At 67.9% G+C, this 16,501-nt stretch carries 13 protein-coding genes; 11 read left to right on the top strand and 2 right to left on the bottom strand.

Features of this window, described 5'->3' with window-relative positions:
• Positions 1 to 20: 20 nt before the first annotated feature.
• Positions 21 to 1,133: a PilT/PilU family type 4a pilus ATPase gene (locus LVB77_RS18950; RefSeq protein ID WP_056178868.1), complete on the bottom strand. Its 1,113-nt coding sequence runs from the start codon at positions 1,131 to 1,133 to the stop codon at positions 21 to 23.
• A gap of 130 nt (positions 1,134 to 1,263) precedes the next feature.
• Between LVB77_RS18950 and LVB77_RS18945 the strand changes: the two genes are divergently transcribed.
• The 5 genes from LVB77_RS18945 (at position 1,264) to LVB77_RS18925 (ending at position 5,677) form a co-directional block, all read left to right on the top strand.
• Positions 1,264 to 1,623: a DUF4398 domain-containing protein gene (locus tag LVB77_RS18945; RefSeq protein WP_232907695.1), complete on the top strand. Its 360-nt coding sequence runs from the start codon at positions 1,264 to 1,266 to the stop codon at positions 1,621 to 1,623.
• Positions 1,620 to 2,510 carry a hypothetical protein gene (locus LVB77_RS18940; RefSeq protein WP_232907693.1) on the top strand — a complete coding sequence of 297 codons (891 nt, stop codon included), beginning with the start codon at positions 1,620 to 1,622 and terminating at the stop codon, positions 2,508 to 2,510. Before LVB77_RS18945 ends, LVB77_RS18940 begins: the two co-directional genes overlap by 4 nt.
• Before the next feature lie 331 nt (positions 2,511 to 2,841).
• Positions 2,842 to 3,060 (top strand): YdcH family protein, encoded by a 219-nt coding sequence (locus LVB77_RS18935; protein WP_232907692.1) that lies wholly within the window; start codon positions 2,842 to 2,844, stop codon positions 3,058 to 3,060.
• 305 nt (positions 3,061 to 3,365) lie between these two features.
• Positions 3,366 to 4,736 carry a pyridoxal-phosphate dependent enzyme gene (locus LVB77_RS18930; RefSeq protein ID WP_232907690.1) on the top strand — a complete coding sequence of 457 codons (1,371 nt, stop codon included), beginning with the start codon at positions 3,366 to 3,368 and terminating at the stop codon, positions 4,734 to 4,736.
• Positions 4,733 to 5,677, top strand: a complete 945-nt coding sequence (locus LVB77_RS18925) for a 2OG-Fe(II) oxygenase (RefSeq protein WP_232907689.1) — start codon at positions 4,733 to 4,735, stop codon at positions 5,675 to 5,677. The genes LVB77_RS18930 and LVB77_RS18925 overlap by 4 nt, the downstream gene beginning before the upstream one ends.
• A 52-nt stretch (positions 5,678 to 5,729) precedes the next feature.
• Here the strand turns inward: LVB77_RS18925 and LVB77_RS21320 are convergent, their stop codons facing one another.
• On the bottom strand, positions 5,730 to 6,752 hold the full coding sequence (locus LVB77_RS21320) for a hypothetical protein (protein ID WP_305068911.1): 1,023 nt from the start codon (positions 6,750 to 6,752) through the stop codon (positions 5,730 to 5,732).
• Between the two features lie 52 nt (positions 6,753 to 6,804).
• Between LVB77_RS21320 and LVB77_RS18915 the strand changes: the two genes are divergently transcribed.
• The 6 genes from LVB77_RS18915 to LVB77_RS18890 all read left to right on the top strand — a co-directional run bounded on the left by LVB77_RS18915 (position 6,805) and on the right by LVB77_RS18890 (position 16,179).
• Positions 6,805 to 7,986: a cystathionine gamma-synthase gene (locus LVB77_RS18915; RefSeq protein WP_232907687.1), complete on the top strand. Its 1,182-nt coding sequence runs from the start codon at positions 6,805 to 6,807 to the stop codon at positions 7,984 to 7,986.
• Complete coding sequence (locus tag LVB77_RS18910; protein ID WP_232907686.1) at positions 7,983 to 8,834, top strand: ABC transporter permease; 852 nt, start codon at positions 7,983 to 7,985, stop codon at positions 8,832 to 8,834. Before LVB77_RS18915 ends, LVB77_RS18910 begins: the two co-directional genes overlap by 4 nt.
• Positions 8,824 to 10,281: an ABC transporter ATP-binding protein gene (locus LVB77_RS18905; RefSeq protein ID WP_232907684.1), complete on the top strand. Its 1,458-nt coding sequence runs from the start codon at positions 8,824 to 8,826 to the stop codon at positions 10,279 to 10,281. The genes LVB77_RS18910 and LVB77_RS18905 overlap by 11 nt, the downstream gene beginning before the upstream one ends.
• Before the next feature lie 204 nt (positions 10,282 to 10,485).
• Positions 10,486 to 11,544 (top strand): class I SAM-dependent methyltransferase, encoded by a 1,059-nt coding sequence (locus LVB77_RS18900; protein ID WP_232907682.1) that lies wholly within the window; start codon positions 10,486 to 10,488, stop codon positions 11,542 to 11,544.
• Between the two features lie 2 nt (positions 11,545 to 11,546).
• A complete protein-coding gene (locus LVB77_RS18895; protein WP_232907680.1) occupies positions 11,547 to 15,272 on the top strand; it encodes a glycoside hydrolase family 99-like domain-containing protein in 3,726 nt (1,241 codons plus the stop codon).
• Between the two features lies 1 nt (position 15,273).
• Positions 15,274 to 16,179, top strand: a complete 906-nt coding sequence (locus LVB77_RS18890; protein WP_232907679.1) for an NAD-dependent epimerase/dehydratase family protein — start codon at positions 15,274 to 15,276, stop codon at positions 16,177 to 16,179.
• Positions 16,180 to 16,501 lie beyond the last annotated feature (322 nt).

The raw sequence follows: 16,501 nt of genomic DNA, 5'->3' as shown, positions 1-16,501 counted from the left end.
GTGACGAATGGCAGCCGCGCTCAATGCGCGGCGTTGGCGTCGTACATGTCCGCGTAAGGATCGTGCTCGGCGCCGCCCTCGGACAGGCGGAACTTCAGCGCCAGGCCATCGCGCGAGTCGGCCGCCTTGAGCGCTTCCTCCATCTCGATGCGGCCTTCCTTGTAGAGCCGGAACAGGCATTGGTCGAACGACTCCATGCCTTCCTCCAGCGACTCCTCCATCGCCTGCTTGATCTCGTGCACCTGGCCACGGCGCATCAGGTCGCGCACGTGCGGGGTGTTGATCAGGATCTCGGCCGCGGGCAGTCGGCGGCCATCGGTGCCGACCACCAGGCGCTGCGACACCACCGCCTTGAGGTTCAGGGCGAGGTTCATCAGCACGTTCTTGTGCGCCGACTCGTTGAAGAAGTTGAGGATGCGTTCCAGCGTCTGGTCGGCGTTGTTGGAGTGCAGCGTCGCCAGGCACAGGTGGCCGGTTTCGGCGAAGGCGATCGCCGCCTCCATCGTGGTCGCGTCGAGGATTTCGCCGATCAGGATCACGTCCGGCGCTTCGCGCATCGCGTTCTTCAGCGCGTTGTGGAAGGCGTGCGTGTCCAGGCCGACCTCGCGCTGGTTCACGATCGATTTCTTATGCTTGTGCAGATACTCGATCGGGTCCTCGATGGTGAGGATGTGACCGGAGGTATTGCTGTTGCGATGATCGATCATCGACGCCAGCGTCGTCGACTTGCCCGAGCCGGTGCTGCCCACGATCAGCACCAGGCCGCGCGGGGCCATGATGATCTCCTTGAGCACCTGCGGCAGCTGCAGTTCCTCGATGCTGGGAATGATGCTGCGGATGGCGCGGATCACCATGCCGACTTCGCCGCGCTGCTTGAATACGTTGATGCGGAAGCGGCCGGCATCGGGCAGCGCCAGGGCCATGTTCAGCTCCAGGTCGCGCTCGAACTGCGGCACCTGGCCTTCGTCCATCAGCGAATAGGCGATCTTCTTGACCATGCCCGGGGGCAACCCGGTGTTGCCGAGCGGGTACAGTCTGCCCTCGACCTTGATGTAAACCGGCGCCCCGGTGGTCAGGAACATGTCCGACGCGTTTTTTTCCGTCATCAGCTTCAGGAAATAGCCGATGTCCATGCACACACCCCTTATTAGCGACTTCGTACCGTTGCAAGCACGTCGCCGGCTTCCGACAATGGCCGAGCGCACTCCTTACGCAACGGCATCCCCTATGACCGCAAGCTTCGCACGAATCAGCTTCTCACAGATGCGCACCGCGCTGCTGGCACTAGTTCTCGCTTCCACGCTCAGCGCATGCGCCTCGCTGCCGCCGCCGACGGCGGAGCTGGCGGCCGCCCAGCAGGCGGTCAACCGCGCCGACGGCGCCGATGCCGACCAGTACGCGCCGCAGGATCTGGCCGCCGCACGCAGCGCGCTGGGTCAGGCTCAGGGCGCGATGTCGCGCGGCCGCGAGGACGACGCCCGTCGCCTGGCCGCCGCCGCGGCGGTGGACGGCGACCTGGCCACCGCCAAGAGCCGCGACGCGGTGATCAACGCCGAACTGGCCCAGCGCCGCGCCGAGATCGCCGAGTTGCGCCGCCGCCTGCAGACCGGAGACGACCGATGAGCCCGCGCCACCTGCTTTGCAGCGCCTTGCTGGCCACCGCCTTGGCCGCCGCCGTGCCGGTCGCGCACGCCGCCGACGATCCGGATGTGGCGCGGCTGTCGCGGCGCCTGACCGCGGTCGACGCCGATCCCGGCCTCAGCGGCTTCGGCGCCTACGAACGCCTGCAGGCGCGCCAAGCTGTGCAGGCCCTGGCCGAAGCGCCGCGCCGCGATCGCGACGCGGCTTTCTACGTCGCCGAACGCCGGGTCCAGATCGCCGAGATCGCCGCCCGCAGCCAGGCCGCGCAGCGCGAGGTCGACCGTCTCGACCGCGAGCGCAGCGACCTGCTGGTCGAGGCCAGCCGCCGCGACGCCGAACGCGCGCGCGCCGAGGCCGAACGCCTGCGCCTGCAGGCGCAGATGCAAGCCGAGGAGGCCGAACGCCTGCGCGCCCAGGCCGCCGCCGACGCGCTGACGATCCAGGACGCCGATGCGGCCCTGGCCACGGTCGGCGACGCCCAGACCGCCAAGCTCAACGCCGCGCGCGAACGCGAGGCGGCGCTGGCGCGGCAGGAGGCCGAGCTCATGGCCGGCGGCAAGCTGCCGGCGTCCAAGCGCGATGCGCGCGGCGAGGTGTTCGGCTTGAACCGCGACGCCTTCGGCGCCGGCAAGGCCGCCCTGGGCGGCACCGCGGCCGGCCAGGTGCGGACCCTGGCCGCCTATGTCCAGGCCGGCCCCTCGGGTTCGGTCAAGGTCGAGGCCCAGGCCGGCGACGCCAAGCTGGCCCAGCGCCGCGCCGATGCGGTGCGCGATGCGCTGGTCGCCGGCGGTGTGGCCCGCAACAAGATCCAGAGCAGCGGCCGCAGCGGCAAGGGCGACCGCGTCGACGTCGTGGTGGCGGACAAATAAGTTTAAAAATCAGTTATTTGTGACTTGAGTCCGCGCCAGGCGCACCGTCCTGGCGCGGATAGCATGCCGATGCCGGGCAATGCGACCGCCGGCCTTGCCGACCCCGAAAAGGAGGAGTAGGGTCGAATACCCAAGCGGCCTTATTTCCGCTTGGCGAAGAGCCAGGCCGATGACGCAAGACCACCTTCTGCAGGACCCCGCCACCGCAAGCGAGTCGGTGGCCGGCCTGTATGAGGCCGGTCGCGCGCTCCGCCTCGCGCCCCTCACGGACCCCCCGCGACGCCCTGGTCATTAGGCCGGGGCGTTTGCTTTTCTGATGAAGGAGGCTTTCATGTTCGAAGAACGTCCGCAGCCCGAAATCGACGCCCTGATCAAGAGCAGCCCCGAGTTCAAGCAGCTCTACCAGCGGCATAAGGAGCTGGACAAGAAAGTGATGGACGCGGAGCTCGGCGTGCTGCCGATCGACGACGTCACCCTGGCGCAGATGAAGCGCGAGAAGCTGGCTGCGAAAGACCGATTGACGCACCTGTACGACATGCAACCGCACTGAATCTTCTTCAGCGCGGGCGGTGGCGGCCATCCTCGTCGGCCGCCACCGCCCGCGGCTACCGGACGGACCGTGTGCATCGCCGGTCCGCGCCAGCCGCTTGGTCCCCCTGTTTTTCAGTCATCGCGCCGGTCATCGCGCCCGGTGCGCGTTCGACCTGCGCCGGGTCCGGCCCGCGGCCGCTGTGAGGCCGATCGCGAAAGCGCGATTGCCGGCCGGGGGAGGGCGCGCTCGCGGCGCGCGAGGCCCCGCTAGAATGACCGGGTCCCGCCGCGCCGAACGCGGCCCCGCAGAAGCCGCGTAACCGCATGGCCATCCACCAATCCGTACTCGAACTGATCGGGCAGACCCCGATCGTCAAAGCCCAACGCCTGGACACCGGCGTGTGCGAGCTCTACCTCAAGCTGGAATCGCAGAACCCCGGCGGCTCGATCAAGGACCGCATCGGCCTGTCGATGATCGAAGCGGCCGAGAAGGCCGGCAAGATCAAGCCCGGCGATACCCTGGTCGAAGGCACCGCCGGCAACACCGGCATCGGCCTGGCCCTGGTCGCGCAGCAGAAGGGCTACAAGCTGCTGCTGGTGGTGCCGGACAAGATGAGCCGCGAGAAGATCTTCAACCTCAAGGCGATGGGCGCGCAGGTGGTGCTGACGCGTTCTGACGTGGCCAAGGGCCATCCCGACTACTACCAGGACCTGGCCGAGCGCATCGCGCGCGAAACCCCGGGCGCCTACTTCATCAACCAGTTCGGCAATCCCGACAATCCGGCCGCGCACGAGTTCGGCACCGCGCCGGAAATCCTGCGGCAGATGGACGGCAAGCTCGACGCGATCGTGTTCGGCTGCGGCAGCTCGGGCACCATGACCGGCCTGTCGCGCGCGTTCGCCACGCTCTCGCCCGGCACCGAGCTGGTGCTGGCCGATCCGGTCGGCTCCATCCTGGAGGAGTACATCAACCGCGGCACGCTGTCGGACAAGTCGGCCAGCTGGATGGTCGAAGGCATCGGCGAGGATTTCCTGCCGCCGATCTCCGACTTCACCCGCGTCAAGCAGGCCTACGCGATCAGCGACAAGGAAAGCTTCCTGACCGCGCGCGAACTGCTGGAAAAGGAAGGCATCCTCGGCGGCTCCTCCACCGGCACTCTGCTGGCCGCGGCGCTGAAGTACTGCCGCGAACAGACCGAACCCAAGCGCGTGCTGGTGTTCGTCTGCGACACCGGCAACAAGTACCTGTCGAAGATGTACAACGACTACTGGATGCTGGACAACGGCTTCATCGAGCGCGAACGCCACGACGACCTGCGCGACCTGATCCTGCGCCCGTACTCGCAGCGCGACACGGTGGTGGTGGGGCCCAACGACCTGCTGGTCACCGCCTACCAGCGCATGAAGCTGTACGACGTCTCGCAGCTGCCGGTGATGGACGGCGAGCACATCGTCGGCATCGTCGACGAGAGCGACGTGCTGCTGCACGTCTACGGCGACGAGTCGCGCTTCCGCGACCCGGTGTCCACCGCGATGGTCAGCAAGCTCGACAAGATCCCGGTGGCCGATCCGATCGAATCGCTGCTGCCGGTGTTCGACCGCGGCCACGTCGCCATCGTCATGGACGGCGAGCGTTTCCTGGGCCTGATCACCCGTATCGACCTGCTCAACTACCTGCGGCGGCGCGTGCAGTGAGCGTGGCGGCGGCCGAACGCTGGCTGCCGGGCGACCGCCTGCCCGATGTGCGCCTGCGCGACGGCGCGGGCGCGGCGCTGACCCTGCATGCGGAGTTCGCCGGTCGGCCGCTGTGGCTGGCCGTGCCCTCGGACGAGGTCGCGGCCGAGGCCTTGCCGGCGCCTCCGGCCGAGGTGCTGGCCCTGTGCCTGGGGCCGGCCGCCTATCCGAACACGCCCGCGGGCTGGCAGGCCTTGGCGGCCGAGCCGCGCTGGCTGGCCGGCCTGGGCCGCGACGTGCTGTGGCTGGCCGACGCCAATCTGCGCCTGCTCAACGCGAGCGCGCTGCCGGTGGCGAGCGCGCCGCTGCCTCCGGCCGACGAGGCCGCGCTGGCGCCCGCGCAGATCCGCCGCATCGCACCGGTGCTGCAGATCCCGAACGTGTTCGAGGCCGAGTTCTGCGCCGAGCTGATCCGTCACCTCGACGTCGACTGCCAAGGCGGCGACGCATCCGGCGTGCTGGTGCTGGAGGGCGGCGAACAGCGCTTCCAGCTCGATCCCACGGTCAAGCAGCGCCGCGAAAGTTTCCCGCGCGATCCGGCGCTGGACGCGCGCATGCACGAACGCCTGCTGCGCCGCGCGCTGCCGGAGATCGCGCGCGTCTATCAGTTCAACGTCGCCCGGCGCGATCCGTTCAAGCTGCTGGCCTATCCGCAGGACGCGGGCTACTTCCGCGCCCATCGCGACAACGAGACGCCGGACGTGGCCTATCGCCGCTTCGCGCTGTCGGTGAACCTCAACGCGGGCGACTACGAGGGCGGCGAGTTCCGTTATCCCGAATTCGGTCCGCACCGGTTTTCGCCGGCCACGGGTTCGGCGCTGGTGTTCTCGTGTTCTCTGCTGCACGAGGTGCTGCCGGTGCGCAGCGGCACGCGCTACGCGATGACGACCTTCCTCGCCTGAGCGCGCCACGCGCGCGGGCCTGCGCGGTGCCGCGGCCCGTTTCGTCCAGGCGCTAGTCCGGCCAGCCCAATCGCGGCCGCAGCGCCTGCGCGTCCAGCGCCGGCAATGCCGCCGCCGCCCACGCCAGACCGGCCTCGATCTGCGCCGCATGCGTTCGTGCCGCCGCCGCCAGCTCGCGCTCGCGCGCGTTCGCGTCGTAGGCCTGGCTGGGATCCTTCGCGTAGCGCTGCAGCAGCCCGGAACCGGCGACCCGCGCCGCCCAGTCGTCGGGCAGGGGCAGGCCGTAATGCGCGATCAGGCCCGCGCTGGCGCCGGCCGGATCGGCCAGCACCTGGGCGAAATCCAGATCGATCAGGCGCCCGGCCAGCGCCGGGTCGGCGGCCAGCCGGCGCCAGCGCAACTGCTCGGCCAGCCACAGCCGGGCCAGGCGGGCGCCGTCGCCGCTGGCCGCGGGCAGGCCGTCCGGGCCGAATTGAGCCAGGCGTCGCGCTTCGCCGGCCAGGCTGTCGCCGATCAAGTCCGCGTCGCGCAGCATCGTCGCCAGCCAGCTGCGCAGGTCGATCCACAGTAGGCAGGCGCGGCCCGGGCTGCGCTCCAGCAGCGATCCGGCGATCGCGGTCACCGCGGCGGTGGGTTTGACCACCACTGCGCGGGTGTCAGGGTAGCCGCGCGCCAGCAACCGCAGCACCGTGCCCTGCCAACGCCGCGTGGCCGGATCGTCGGTGCCCTGAGCCAGGGCCAGCAGCGGCAGCGGCTCGCGCAGGCCCAGCACGCCGTTTGCCAGATCGATAAACTTACTGACCAGGGTCGAGCCGCAATGTCCTATATGGAAAATCCAGTGCAGGGGCGGCACGGGGTCCGAATCGGCCAGCGCCGCCTCGATCTCGTCCAGCGACAGCTCCCAGCCGTGGATCTGGCGATGGTGCAGCGCGCGCTGGTCCAGGAAGCTCGCGCGGCGGTAGTCCTCCGGCTCGAAATGCAGCACCCAGCCGCGCTGCGCCGAGGCGTCGAAAGCGAACAACGGAAAGGCTGCACTGTGACTGAAGTCGGGCGGCAGGCGCCGGGTCGGACTCATGGGCGATGGTAGAATTAACGTTTGCGCATGCTAGCCGAAGCGGAAGAATGCAATGACCGAACCTAAGCAGGATGGCGGGGCGCACAAGCCCGGATTGGGCACGTTGGCGATCCACGCCGGGCAGTCTCCGGACCCGACCACGGGCGCCGTGATGACCCCGATCTACGCCACCTCGACCTACGCCCAGAGCAGCCCCGGCGTGCACCAGGGCTTCGAGTACTCGCGCAGCCACAACCCGACCCGGTTCGCCTACGAGCGCTGCGTCGCCGGCCTGGAAGGCGGCAGCCACGGTTACGCCTTCGCCTCCGGCCTGGCCGCGACCTCGACGATCCTGGAACTGCTGGATTCGGGCAGCCACGTGATCGCCATGGACGACGTCTACGGCGGCACCTACCGCCTGTTCGAGCGCGTGCGCCGCCGCTCGGCCGGCCTGGACTTCAGCTGGGTCGACCTCAGCGACACCGCCGCCTTCGAGGCCGCGATCCGTCCCGAGACCAAGCTGGTCTGGATCGAAACCCCGACCAATCCGCTGCTCAAGCTGGTCGACGTGGCCCGCATCGCGCAGATCGCGCGCAAGCGCGGCCTGATCGTGGTGGTCGACAACACCTTCAGTTCGCCGATCCTGCAGCGCCCGCTGGAACTGGGCGCGCACATGGTCATGCACTCGGCGACCAAGTACCTCAACGGCCACTCCGACATCGTCGGCGGCATGGTCGTGGTCGGCGACGACGCCGGCATCGCCGAGCAGATGACGTTCCTGCAGAACGCCGTCGGCGGCGTGCAGGGCCCGTTCGACAGCTTCCTCGCGCTGCGCGGCCTCAAGACCCTGCACCTGCGCATGAAGGCGCACTGCGAGAACGCGCAGGCGCTGGCCGAATGGCTGCAGTCGCATCCTTCGGTGGAGAAGGTGATCTATCCCGGTCTGGCCTCGCATCCGCAGCACGCGCTGGCCAAGCGCCAGATGCACGGGTTCGGCGGCATGGTCAGCATCCTGGTGAAGGGCGGCATGGACGGCGCGCGCCGGATGATGGAGCGCTGCGAACTGTTCGCCATCGCCGAATCGCTGGGCGGCGTGGAAAGCCTGATCAACCACCCGGCGGTGATGACCCACGCCTCGATCCCGCCCGACCGCCGCGCGGCCCTGGGCATCGCCGACAACCTGGTGCGCCTGAGCGTGGGCGTCGAGGATCTGGCGGATCTGCGCGCCGAACTCGAAGGCGCGTTGGCGCAATGAGTCACGGCCAGTTGATCAATGCGCACCTGCCGCCGCCGGCGGGGCCGCGCAGCATGTTCGCCGGCTTCTGGCGCGAGCGCCGCCTGATCGCGCAGCTGATCCGGCGCGACGTGCTGGGGCGCTACCGCGGCTCGATCATGGGCGTGGCCTGGTCGTTCCTGTATCCGGTGCTGATGCTGGCCGTCTACACCTTCGTGTTCTCGGTGGTGTTCGAAGCCAAGTGGCCGGGCTCGCTCGCCGGGCAGGGCAAGGCGCGCTTCGCGCTGCTGTTGTTCATCGGCGTGATCGCGCACGGTCTGATCGCCGAGGCGCTGATCAAGGCGCCCAGTTTGATCGTCGGCAACACCAACTACGTCAAGAAAGTGGTGTTTCCGCTGGAAACGCTGGCTTGGAGCCTGATGGGCTCGGCGGTGTTCCATGCGCTGGCCAGCCTGACGATCCTGATGGTGGCCAAGCTGCTGCTTGAGGGCTCGATTCCGCTGACCGCGTTGTGGCTGCCGGTGATCCTGTTGCCGCTGGTGCTGTTCGCGTTGGGCATTTCCTGGCTGCTCGCGTCGCTGGGCGTGTTCATTCGCGATATCGGCCAGATGACCGGCGTGGTGTCGACGGTGTTGATGTTCCTCGCGCCGGTGTTCTATCCGATCGCCTCGCTGCCGGAGAAGTATCGCGCCTGGGTCTACGCCAACCCGATCACCGTGGCCATCGAGGAAAGCCGGGCGGCCCTGTTCACCGAGATCGCTCCCGATCCGGCCATGCTGATCCGCTACTACGCGTTCGCGCTGGTGTTCATGGCGTTCGGCTACTGGTGGTTCCAGAAATCGCGCCGGGGGTTCGCCGATGTCCTCTGAATCGCTACAGGCGCAGGCAGCGGGCGCGACCGACCGGGCGATCGTGGTCGATGGCGTCAGCAAGTGCTACCAGATCTACGAACGTCCGCAGGACCGCTTGAAGCAGGCCTTGCTGCCGCGCCTGGACCGGATGGCCGGCCTGAAGCCGCGGGCCTACTTCCGCGAGTTCTGGGCGCTGCGCGACGTGTCCATGACGGTGGCGCGCGGCGAGACCGTCGGCATCGTCGGCCGCAACGGTTCCGGCAAGTCGACCCTGCTGCAGATCGTGTGCGGCACCCTGTCGCCGACCGGCGGCAGCGCGGCCATCTCGGGGCGCGTGGGCGCGCTGCTCGAGTTGGGCAGCGGCTTCAATCCCGAATTCACCGGGCGCGAGAACGTGTACATGAACGGCGCGATCCTAGGCATGAGCCAGGACGAGATCGCCGCCAAGTACAACGACATCGTCGCCTTCGCCGATATCGGCGACTTCATCGATCAGCCGGTGAAGACGTATTCCAGCGGCATGTACGTGCGCCTGGCGTTCGCCGTGATCGCGCACGCCGACGCCGAAATCCTGATCATCGACGAGGCGCTGTCGGTCGGCGACGTGTTCTTCGGCCAGAAGTGCATGCGTTTCCTGCGCGATTTCCAGAAGCGCGGCACGGTGCTGTTCGTGAGCCACGATGCAGGCGCGGTAACCAACCTGTGCGATCGCGTGCTGTGGCTGGACGGCGGCCGCGTGGTGATGGACGGACCGGCCAAGGAAGTCTGCGAAGCGTATAGCGCCAGCGTCTACGGGCATCCGGCTGGGCCGACGCCCAAGCTGGTCCAGGAGCCGTCGCAGCTCGCCGCGACCGCTGGCGCGGACGAGGCGGTCGCCGACGAGTCGCCGGCGGCGACGATCGATTCGGACCCCGACGCCTACGATCCCAGCCTGGATCACAGCCGCATGCGCGTGTTCCGTTTCGATCCCAACGCCGAGGGTTTCGGCGACGGCGGCGCCAGCATCACCTCGATACGTCTGGAAAACGAAGAGGGCCGCACCCTGACGCTGCTGGAAGGCGGCCGGGTCGTGCGCCTGGTGGTGGATGCCGTCGCGCATCGCCCTATCGCCAGCCCGATCATCGGCTTCTTCCTCAAAGATCGCCTGGGCCAGCGCTTGTTCGGCATCCACAGTTACCGCGATCACGAGGCGCCCAAGCCGGCCGAACCAGGACAACGTGTCAGCGCGATGTTCGAGTTCCGGATGCCGTATTTGACGGCCGGCCGATACACGATCGACGCGGCGCTTGCGGACGGCACCTACCTCAGTCATGTCCAGGCAGCCTGGGTCTATGATGGTTTGGTGTTGGACGCCATGGCCCAAACCCGTTCGGTCGGATTGGTGGGCATCCCGTTCCGCGCGGTCGAATTGAAGGTCGCCGACCCGGCCGAATCCGCCCCACAAGCCCGCGGTGCCTCGGCCTGATAGGGATGCCGGCCATCGTCAGCCGCGTATCGGCGGTGCCTTGCCGCCATCGGTGCGTCGCGTCGATCGGCCGTCATTCCCAGGTCACTAATTCCGGAGTTAGAAAGTGAGTCTGCGTCCCCCTATGCATAAGCCCCGCTTTGTTGGCCCGCTCGCAACGATCGCCCGTGGCGTTTCGTATTCCGCGAAGGTGGAGGGCGAGGTATGAACGTCGGAACGCCGCAGCTGAAGCTCAATGCCGCCATGTCGCTGCCGGCCGCGCACGTGCCGCCGAGTGCGTGGATCGGACATATCCCGTTCGCGTTCTGGCTGATCGAAGAAGCCAAGCCGCGCATGCTGGTCGAGCTGGGCAGCCATCATGGCGCCTCCTACCTCGGGTTCTGCCAGGCCGTGCGCCATTGCGCGCTGGACACGCGCTGTTTCGCCGTGGATATGTGGACCGGCGACGAGCATTCCGGCTTCTACGGCGACGAAGTTTTCAACACGCTGTGGCAGTACAACCAAGAGCAGTACGGCGGCTTCTCGGCGCTGATGCGCATGACCTTCGACGAGGCGCGCGATTATTTCGCCGACGGCAGCATCGACGTGCTGCACATCGACGGCCTGCACACCTATGAAGCGGTGCTGCAGGACTTCGAGACCTGGTTGCCGAAAATGTCCAGCCGCGGCGTCGTGCTGTTCCACGACACCATGGTGCGCGAGCGCAATTTCGGCGTCTGGAAGCTGTGGGCCGAGTTGATCCAGCGCTATCCCGGTTTCGAGTTCCAGCACACCCATGGGCTGGGCGTGCTGCTGGTCGGTCCCGACCAGCCGCAGTCGCTGCTCGACTTGGCCGCGCTGCGCGACAGCGAGAGCGAAGCCACGGTGTTGCGTCTGTTCGATGCGTTGGGCAGCCGCATCTACGCCGATCGTCGCGTCGCGGCCGCCGAGGCGCGCGCCGACAACGCGCTGGAACAAGCCCGGCAGCAGCTGTCGGCGGTCGGCGCGACCGACGCCAGTCAGTCGGACGTGGATCTGGTGGCCGCAAGGGCGCAGGTTGCGCAGCTGAGTTCCGAATTGGAGGCGATGCGCGCGCGCATCGCGGCTGCGGCGCAGTCCAGCAACGCCACCCATGGCGATCTGGTCGCGTTGCAGGCGGCTTTGAGCGAGCGCGACGAGCGGCTGCAAGCGCAGGACGAGCGCATTCGATCGCTGCTGGCGTCGCGCAGTTGGAAGTTGACCGCGCCCGTGCGCTGGCTGTCGGCGGCGTTCAAGGGTAAGTAAGCATGGCCTCGCTCAAGGCGCTGATCGGACGCTCGCTGCGCGACGTTTACCACGCCTTGCCGGTGTCGTGGTCGACCCGTCTGTCGTTAAAGCAGTTCATCTTCCGCGGGCTTGCCCCGGTGTTGTCGCGAACCGGCTCGTACCGTCGCTGGGACGAGCACGACCCCACCCAGATGCCGGCGCCGACGCCGGGCATCGACCCCCGCGAGTTCGCCCGGCTGGCGGAGCGTCTGGCGCTGCAGCAGCGCTACGTCCGGCAGGTGCTCGCGACGGCACGATCGGGGCGCAGCCTCGATTTCGTGGCCGCGCCCGCGACCACCGGGCCGGCGGCATTGCGGGCCAAGGCCATCGCCTTGTACCTGCCGCGGAACTCGCGCGGCGATGGCGTGCAGTCGTCGGACACCTGGGTCGATATCGCGGCCGCCGCGCCGAAGTTCGTGGGGCACGAGCAGCCGCGCCTGCCTGGCGAACTGGGTTATTACGATCCGCTGCTGGGCGAAGTCATGCGCCGCCAGGTGGAATTGGCGCGCTTGCACGGGCTGCACGGTTTTTGCTTTCTGCTGGGCGACGATCCCAAGTTGAACCCTTTGTCGCGCTATGTGGCCGACACCGCGATCGATTTCCCGTTCTGCGTGTGCTGGCCGGCGATGGGCGCTGCCGAGGGCGACAAGGGCAGGGATAACGACAGCGACAGCGACAAGGACAAGATCGTCGGCACTAACGACGCCAGCAGCGACGATGCCGGCAGCGACGACAGCGGCGACGACGACGGCGACAGCGGCGATGCGCAACCGCAGGACGACGGCGCCCGTTTCGTTGCCGATCTGGCCTCGTACCTGGCGGATCCGCGCTACATCCGCATCGCCGGCCGGCCGCTGGTGGTAGTGCGCGGATCCGATTCGTCGCCGATCGATGCCGCCATACCGCAGCGTTGGAGGGATGCCTGTCGCGAGGCGGGGCTCGGCGATCTGTTCCTGGCCGCGCTGCAGTCCTTCGCGCCCGCGACGGAACCAGGTCTTGCCGCGGAGACCGCACACGACGACGCTGTTCCTGCTGTCGAAGCTGTCGAAGCTGTCGAAGCTGTCGAAGCTGTCGAAGCTGTCGAAGCTGTCGAAGCTGTCGAAGCTGTCGAAGCTGTCGAAGCTGTCGAAGCTGTCGAAGCTGTCGAAGCTGTCGAAGCTGTCGAAGCTATCGAAGCTATCGAAGCGGTCGAAGCGGTCGAAGCGGTCGAAGCGGTCGAAGCGGTCGAAGCGGTCGAAGCGGTCGAAGCGGTCGAAGCGACCGGCGAGGGTGCGGATTCCGACTCCGGCGCGCCGATCGACTACGGGCACTGCGTTGCGGCCGGGTTCGATGTCGAGCTGGAATGGCCGCCGCACGCGCCCAACCACGACCTGGTCCCCATCGATTCGCAGTTCGGTATCGTCGACCCGGATTGGGCGGCGGAGATCGTCGATTACCGCGAGCTGGTCGCGCGCTCGCTGCAGGCGCCGACGCCGGACGGGTTGCTGATCCGCGGCGTGATGCCGGGTTGGGACGACGAGGCCGGGCAAGGCGGGCAGGGGCGCGTGTTCGCCAATGCCAGTCCCGAAGCCTATCGGCAGTGGCTGTCGGCCGCGGCCGACGATGCGGCGGCGAACCCGGTGGCCGGCGAACGCCTGGTGTTCGTCAACGCCTGGAACGACTGGCTGCGCGGCGCGTATCTGGAACCCGACCGCCGCCACGGCTACGCCTATCTGCATGCCACGCGCGCGGCCCTGGCGATGCCGTTGCCGCGCGCGAAACTGGCTTTGCTGTCGCACGACGCGCATCCGCATGGCGCTCAGTACCTCGCCCTGAATCTGGTGCGCGAACTCAAGCGCATGGGGCAGGACGTCGAAGTGCTGATGCAGGGCGAGGGACTGCTCGAGCCCGAGTTCGAAGCGCTGACGCCCGTGCATCGGCTGTATCGGATGGACGAAGCGGAACTGCTGGCGTTCGCGCAGGGCTTGCGCCACAGCGGCGTCGACGCGGTGATCGCCAACACCACCGTATCGGGGCGCATGATCGTGCCGTTCCGCGAGGCGGGGCTGCGCGTGGTCTCGTTGATACACGAATTGCCAGGCCTGATCGCTCAGTACTGCCTGGAGTCCGCGCTGTACGAGTTGGTCCGCGCCAGCGACCATGTCGTGATTTCCTCGCAGGCCGTGCGCGAAGGCATGGCCACGCTGCTGCCTCCCGAAGCGCTGGCGGGGAAGCTGGTGATGCGGCCGCAGGGCCTGTTCACGCGCAGCCGTTACCGGGGCATGCGGGATCTGTCGGTGCCCAGGGCCGAGCTTCGCCGCAAGCTGGGCTTGGCCGACAGCGCGCTGATCGTGCTGTCGGTCGGTTATGCGGACCGGCGCAAAGGTCTGGATCTGCTGGCCCACGCCGCCGCGATCGCATGCGCGAGCGAACCCGAGTTGCATGTGGTCTGGGTCGGTCATGACGACGCGGAAGTGAGGCGGGAGGTGGACGCCTTCCTGCAAGAGGCCGGCATCGCCGATCGCTTCCACTACGCGGGCCTGGATTTCGATACCGACGATTACTACGCGGGCGCCGACGTGTACGCGCTGGCGTCGCGCGAAGACCCGTTCCCGTCGGTGGTGCTGGAGAGCCTGTCGGTGGGTACGCCGGTGGTGGCGTTCGCCGGCACCGGCGGCGGCGCGGATCTGATCGAAGCGCGCGCGGGCATCGCCGTGCCCGCTTTCGATGTCGAAGCGTATGCGAATGCGCTGTTGAGTCTGTGCAGGGACGAAGCGCTGCGCACGCAATACGGCGAGGTCGGACGCGCGACGGTGGACAGCGAGTACTCGTTCCGCGGCTACGCGCTGGACCTGCTGGACTTGCTGGGGCGGGACTTGCCGCGCGTGTCGGCGATCGTGCCGAACTACAACTACGCGCATTACCTGCGCGAACGCTTGAGCGGGCTGTCCGCGCAAACCCTGCCGCTGGCCGAGATCCTGGTGCTGGACGATGCGTCCACCGACGACAGCGTGGAAGTGCTGTACGGTCTGCGCGGCGAATGCCATCCGGAGCCCGTGCTATTGCGCAATGAGCGCAATTCCGGCTCGGTGTTCCGGCAATGGCTGGCCGGCGCGCGCAGGGCCAGCGGCGAGTTCGTCTGGATCGCGGAAGCCGACGACGACGTCAAGCCCGAGATGATCGAGGTGCTGGCCCAGGCGATGAGAGCCGACGCCAGCGTGGTGATGGCGTACTGCCAGTCCGAGCAGATCGACGCGGACGGCAACGTGCTGTCCGAGGACTACACCGCCTATACCGACGAACTGTCCGCCGAACGCTGGCTGTCGGCGTACACCGCCACGGGCGCCGAGGAAGCCATCCACGGCCTGGCGGTCAAGAACACCGTGCCCAACGTCAGCGCGGTGCTGTTCCGCCGCGATGCGCTGCTGCGCGTGCTGGAGGAGCACCAAGAGGAGATCGCCTCCTATCGCGTCGCCGGCGACTGGATCGTGTACCTGCGCCTGCTGACGCTGGGGCGCATCCATTTCGATCCGCGCACGCTCAACCGGCACCGGCGCCATGCGAGCAGCGTCACCGCCGAATTGGATCTGCAGCGCCACCACGACGAGGTCGTGGCCGCGCAGACCCTCGCGCGCGAGCTGTACCCGCTGGAGCCCGAGACGGTCGCGGCGGCAGCCGACTACGCGGTGCGGTTGTCGGCCTACTTCGGTTTGCGGAACGAGGAGTGAGATGCGAGTCCTGCTGATCGGCGGTAACGGCTTTATCGGCTCGCATCTGGTCGACGGCCTGCGCGCCGCCGGACATACGGTGTCGGTGCTGGACCCGCGTGCGCCGCGCGCCGATGCGGATTGGCGCGGCGTGGAGTATCGGCAGGCCGCGTATTCCGACCGCGCCGCGATCGACGCCATGCTCGATGGCTGCGATGTCGTCCTGCACCTGGCCAGCACGACCGTGCCGTCCACCTCCAACCTCGACCCTGTCCGCGACGTATCGACCAACCTGGTCGACACACTGGGCCTGATCGCTTCGATGCGGGAGCGCGGGCTGCGGCGCATCGTGTTCTTCTCGTCCGGCGGAACCGTTTACGGCAACCCCGATCGTTTGCCGGTGGACGAGACTCATCCGTTACGGCCGATCTCTTCCTACGGCGTGGTCAAGGTCGCGATCGAGCACTACCTGCTGATGTATCACGCTTTAGGTGATCTCGATCCACTAATTTTGCGCCCATCCAATCCCTACGGACCGCGCCAGATCGCGTCCGGGCAGCAGGGCTTCATCGCCACGGCGCTGGCATGCGCGCACCAGGGGCTGCCGCTGCGGATCTGGGGTGGCGGCAACACCGTGCGCGATTACCTCTACATCGACGATCTCACCGACCTGGTGGTGCGCGCTGTAAACGGTTCCTCGAGCGGCGTGTACAACGTCGGCAGTGGCGCCGGTCACAGTCTCAACGCGGTTCTGGCCGCGGTCGAGCGCGTGACCGGCCGGACGATTCGCGTCGAGCATCTGCCGGAACGGGGCTTCGACGTGCGCGAGGTCGTGCTGGATATCGCCGCCGCGAGCGCTCGTTTCGGCTGGCGGCCGCAAGTGGAGCTCGAGCAGGGCATAGCCCTCACCTGGCATCGCGATGGCTGAACCGGCCAAGCCCGCCGGTTCAGGTGGGTTTGCATGCCGGGGCGATACGTCGGGGGCGGTGGCGAATGTCTACGAAAACGGCTCAATATCGGTGATAAAATTTAAAATGGACTCAAGGAAACAGCGCATGAAGCAGCATTCGAACCGCACCCGCGACCGCGCATGGAACGCTCGGACTTTCCGGGTGGCCGGCGGCGCGATTGGCCGTCAGATCGGCCGGGCCGCGCTCCGGTAGACGCGGCGAGGCCGGATCGCCCGCGACCGCCTCCCTCGAACCCCGCCCTCGTGCCCCCGCCGACGCGCCGGGATTTTCGCTCTGGAC

It is taken from the genome of Lysobacter sp. 5GHs7-4 (assembly GCF_021284765.1).
In the GTDB taxonomy this organism is placed as follows: Bacteria; Pseudomonadota; Gammaproteobacteria; order Xanthomonadales; family Xanthomonadaceae; genus Lysobacter.
Note: the sequence above shows the minus strand (reverse complement) of the source record. Positions and strands in the feature narration are given on the sequence as shown.

Coding starts and splice junctions, on each gene's coding strand:
- LVB77_RS18950 (WP_056178868.1), bottom strand. CDS start 1,133: ATGGACATCGGCTATTTCCTGAAGCTGATGACGGAAAAAAACGCGTCG.
- LVB77_RS18945 (WP_232907695.1), top strand. CDS start 1,264: ATGCGCACCGCGCTGCTGGCACTAGTTCTCGCTTCCACGCTCAGCGCA.
- LVB77_RS18940 (WP_232907693.1), top strand. CDS start 1,620: ATGAGCCCGCGCCACCTGCTTTGCAGCGCCTTGCTGGCCACCGCCTTG.
- LVB77_RS18935 (WP_232907692.1), top strand. CDS start 2,842: ATGTTCGAAGAACGTCCGCAGCCCGAAATCGACGCCCTGATCAAGAGC.
- LVB77_RS18930 (WP_232907690.1), top strand. CDS start 3,366: ATGGCCATCCACCAATCCGTACTCGAACTGATCGGGCAGACCCCGATC.
- LVB77_RS21320 (WP_305068911.1), bottom strand. CDS start 6,752: ATGAGTCCGACCCGGCGCCTGCCGCCCGACTTCAGTCACAGTGCAGCC.
- LVB77_RS18915 (WP_232907687.1), top strand. CDS start 6,805: ATGACCGAACCTAAGCAGGATGGCGGGGCGCACAAGCCCGGATTGGGC.
- LVB77_RS18910 (WP_232907686.1), top strand. CDS start 7,983: ATGAGTCACGGCCAGTTGATCAATGCGCACCTGCCGCCGCCGGCGGGG.
- LVB77_RS18905 (WP_232907684.1), top strand. CDS start 8,824: ATGTCCTCTGAATCGCTACAGGCGCAGGCAGCGGGCGCGACCGACCGG.
- LVB77_RS18900 (WP_232907682.1), top strand. CDS start 10,486: ATGAACGTCGGAACGCCGCAGCTGAAGCTCAATGCCGCCATGTCGCTG.
- LVB77_RS18895 (WP_232907680.1), top strand. CDS start 11,547: ATGGCCTCGCTCAAGGCGCTGATCGGACGCTCGCTGCGCGACGTTTAC.
- LVB77_RS18890 (WP_232907679.1), top strand. CDS start 15,274: ATGCGAGTCCTGCTGATCGGCGGTAACGGCTTTATCGGCTCGCATCTG.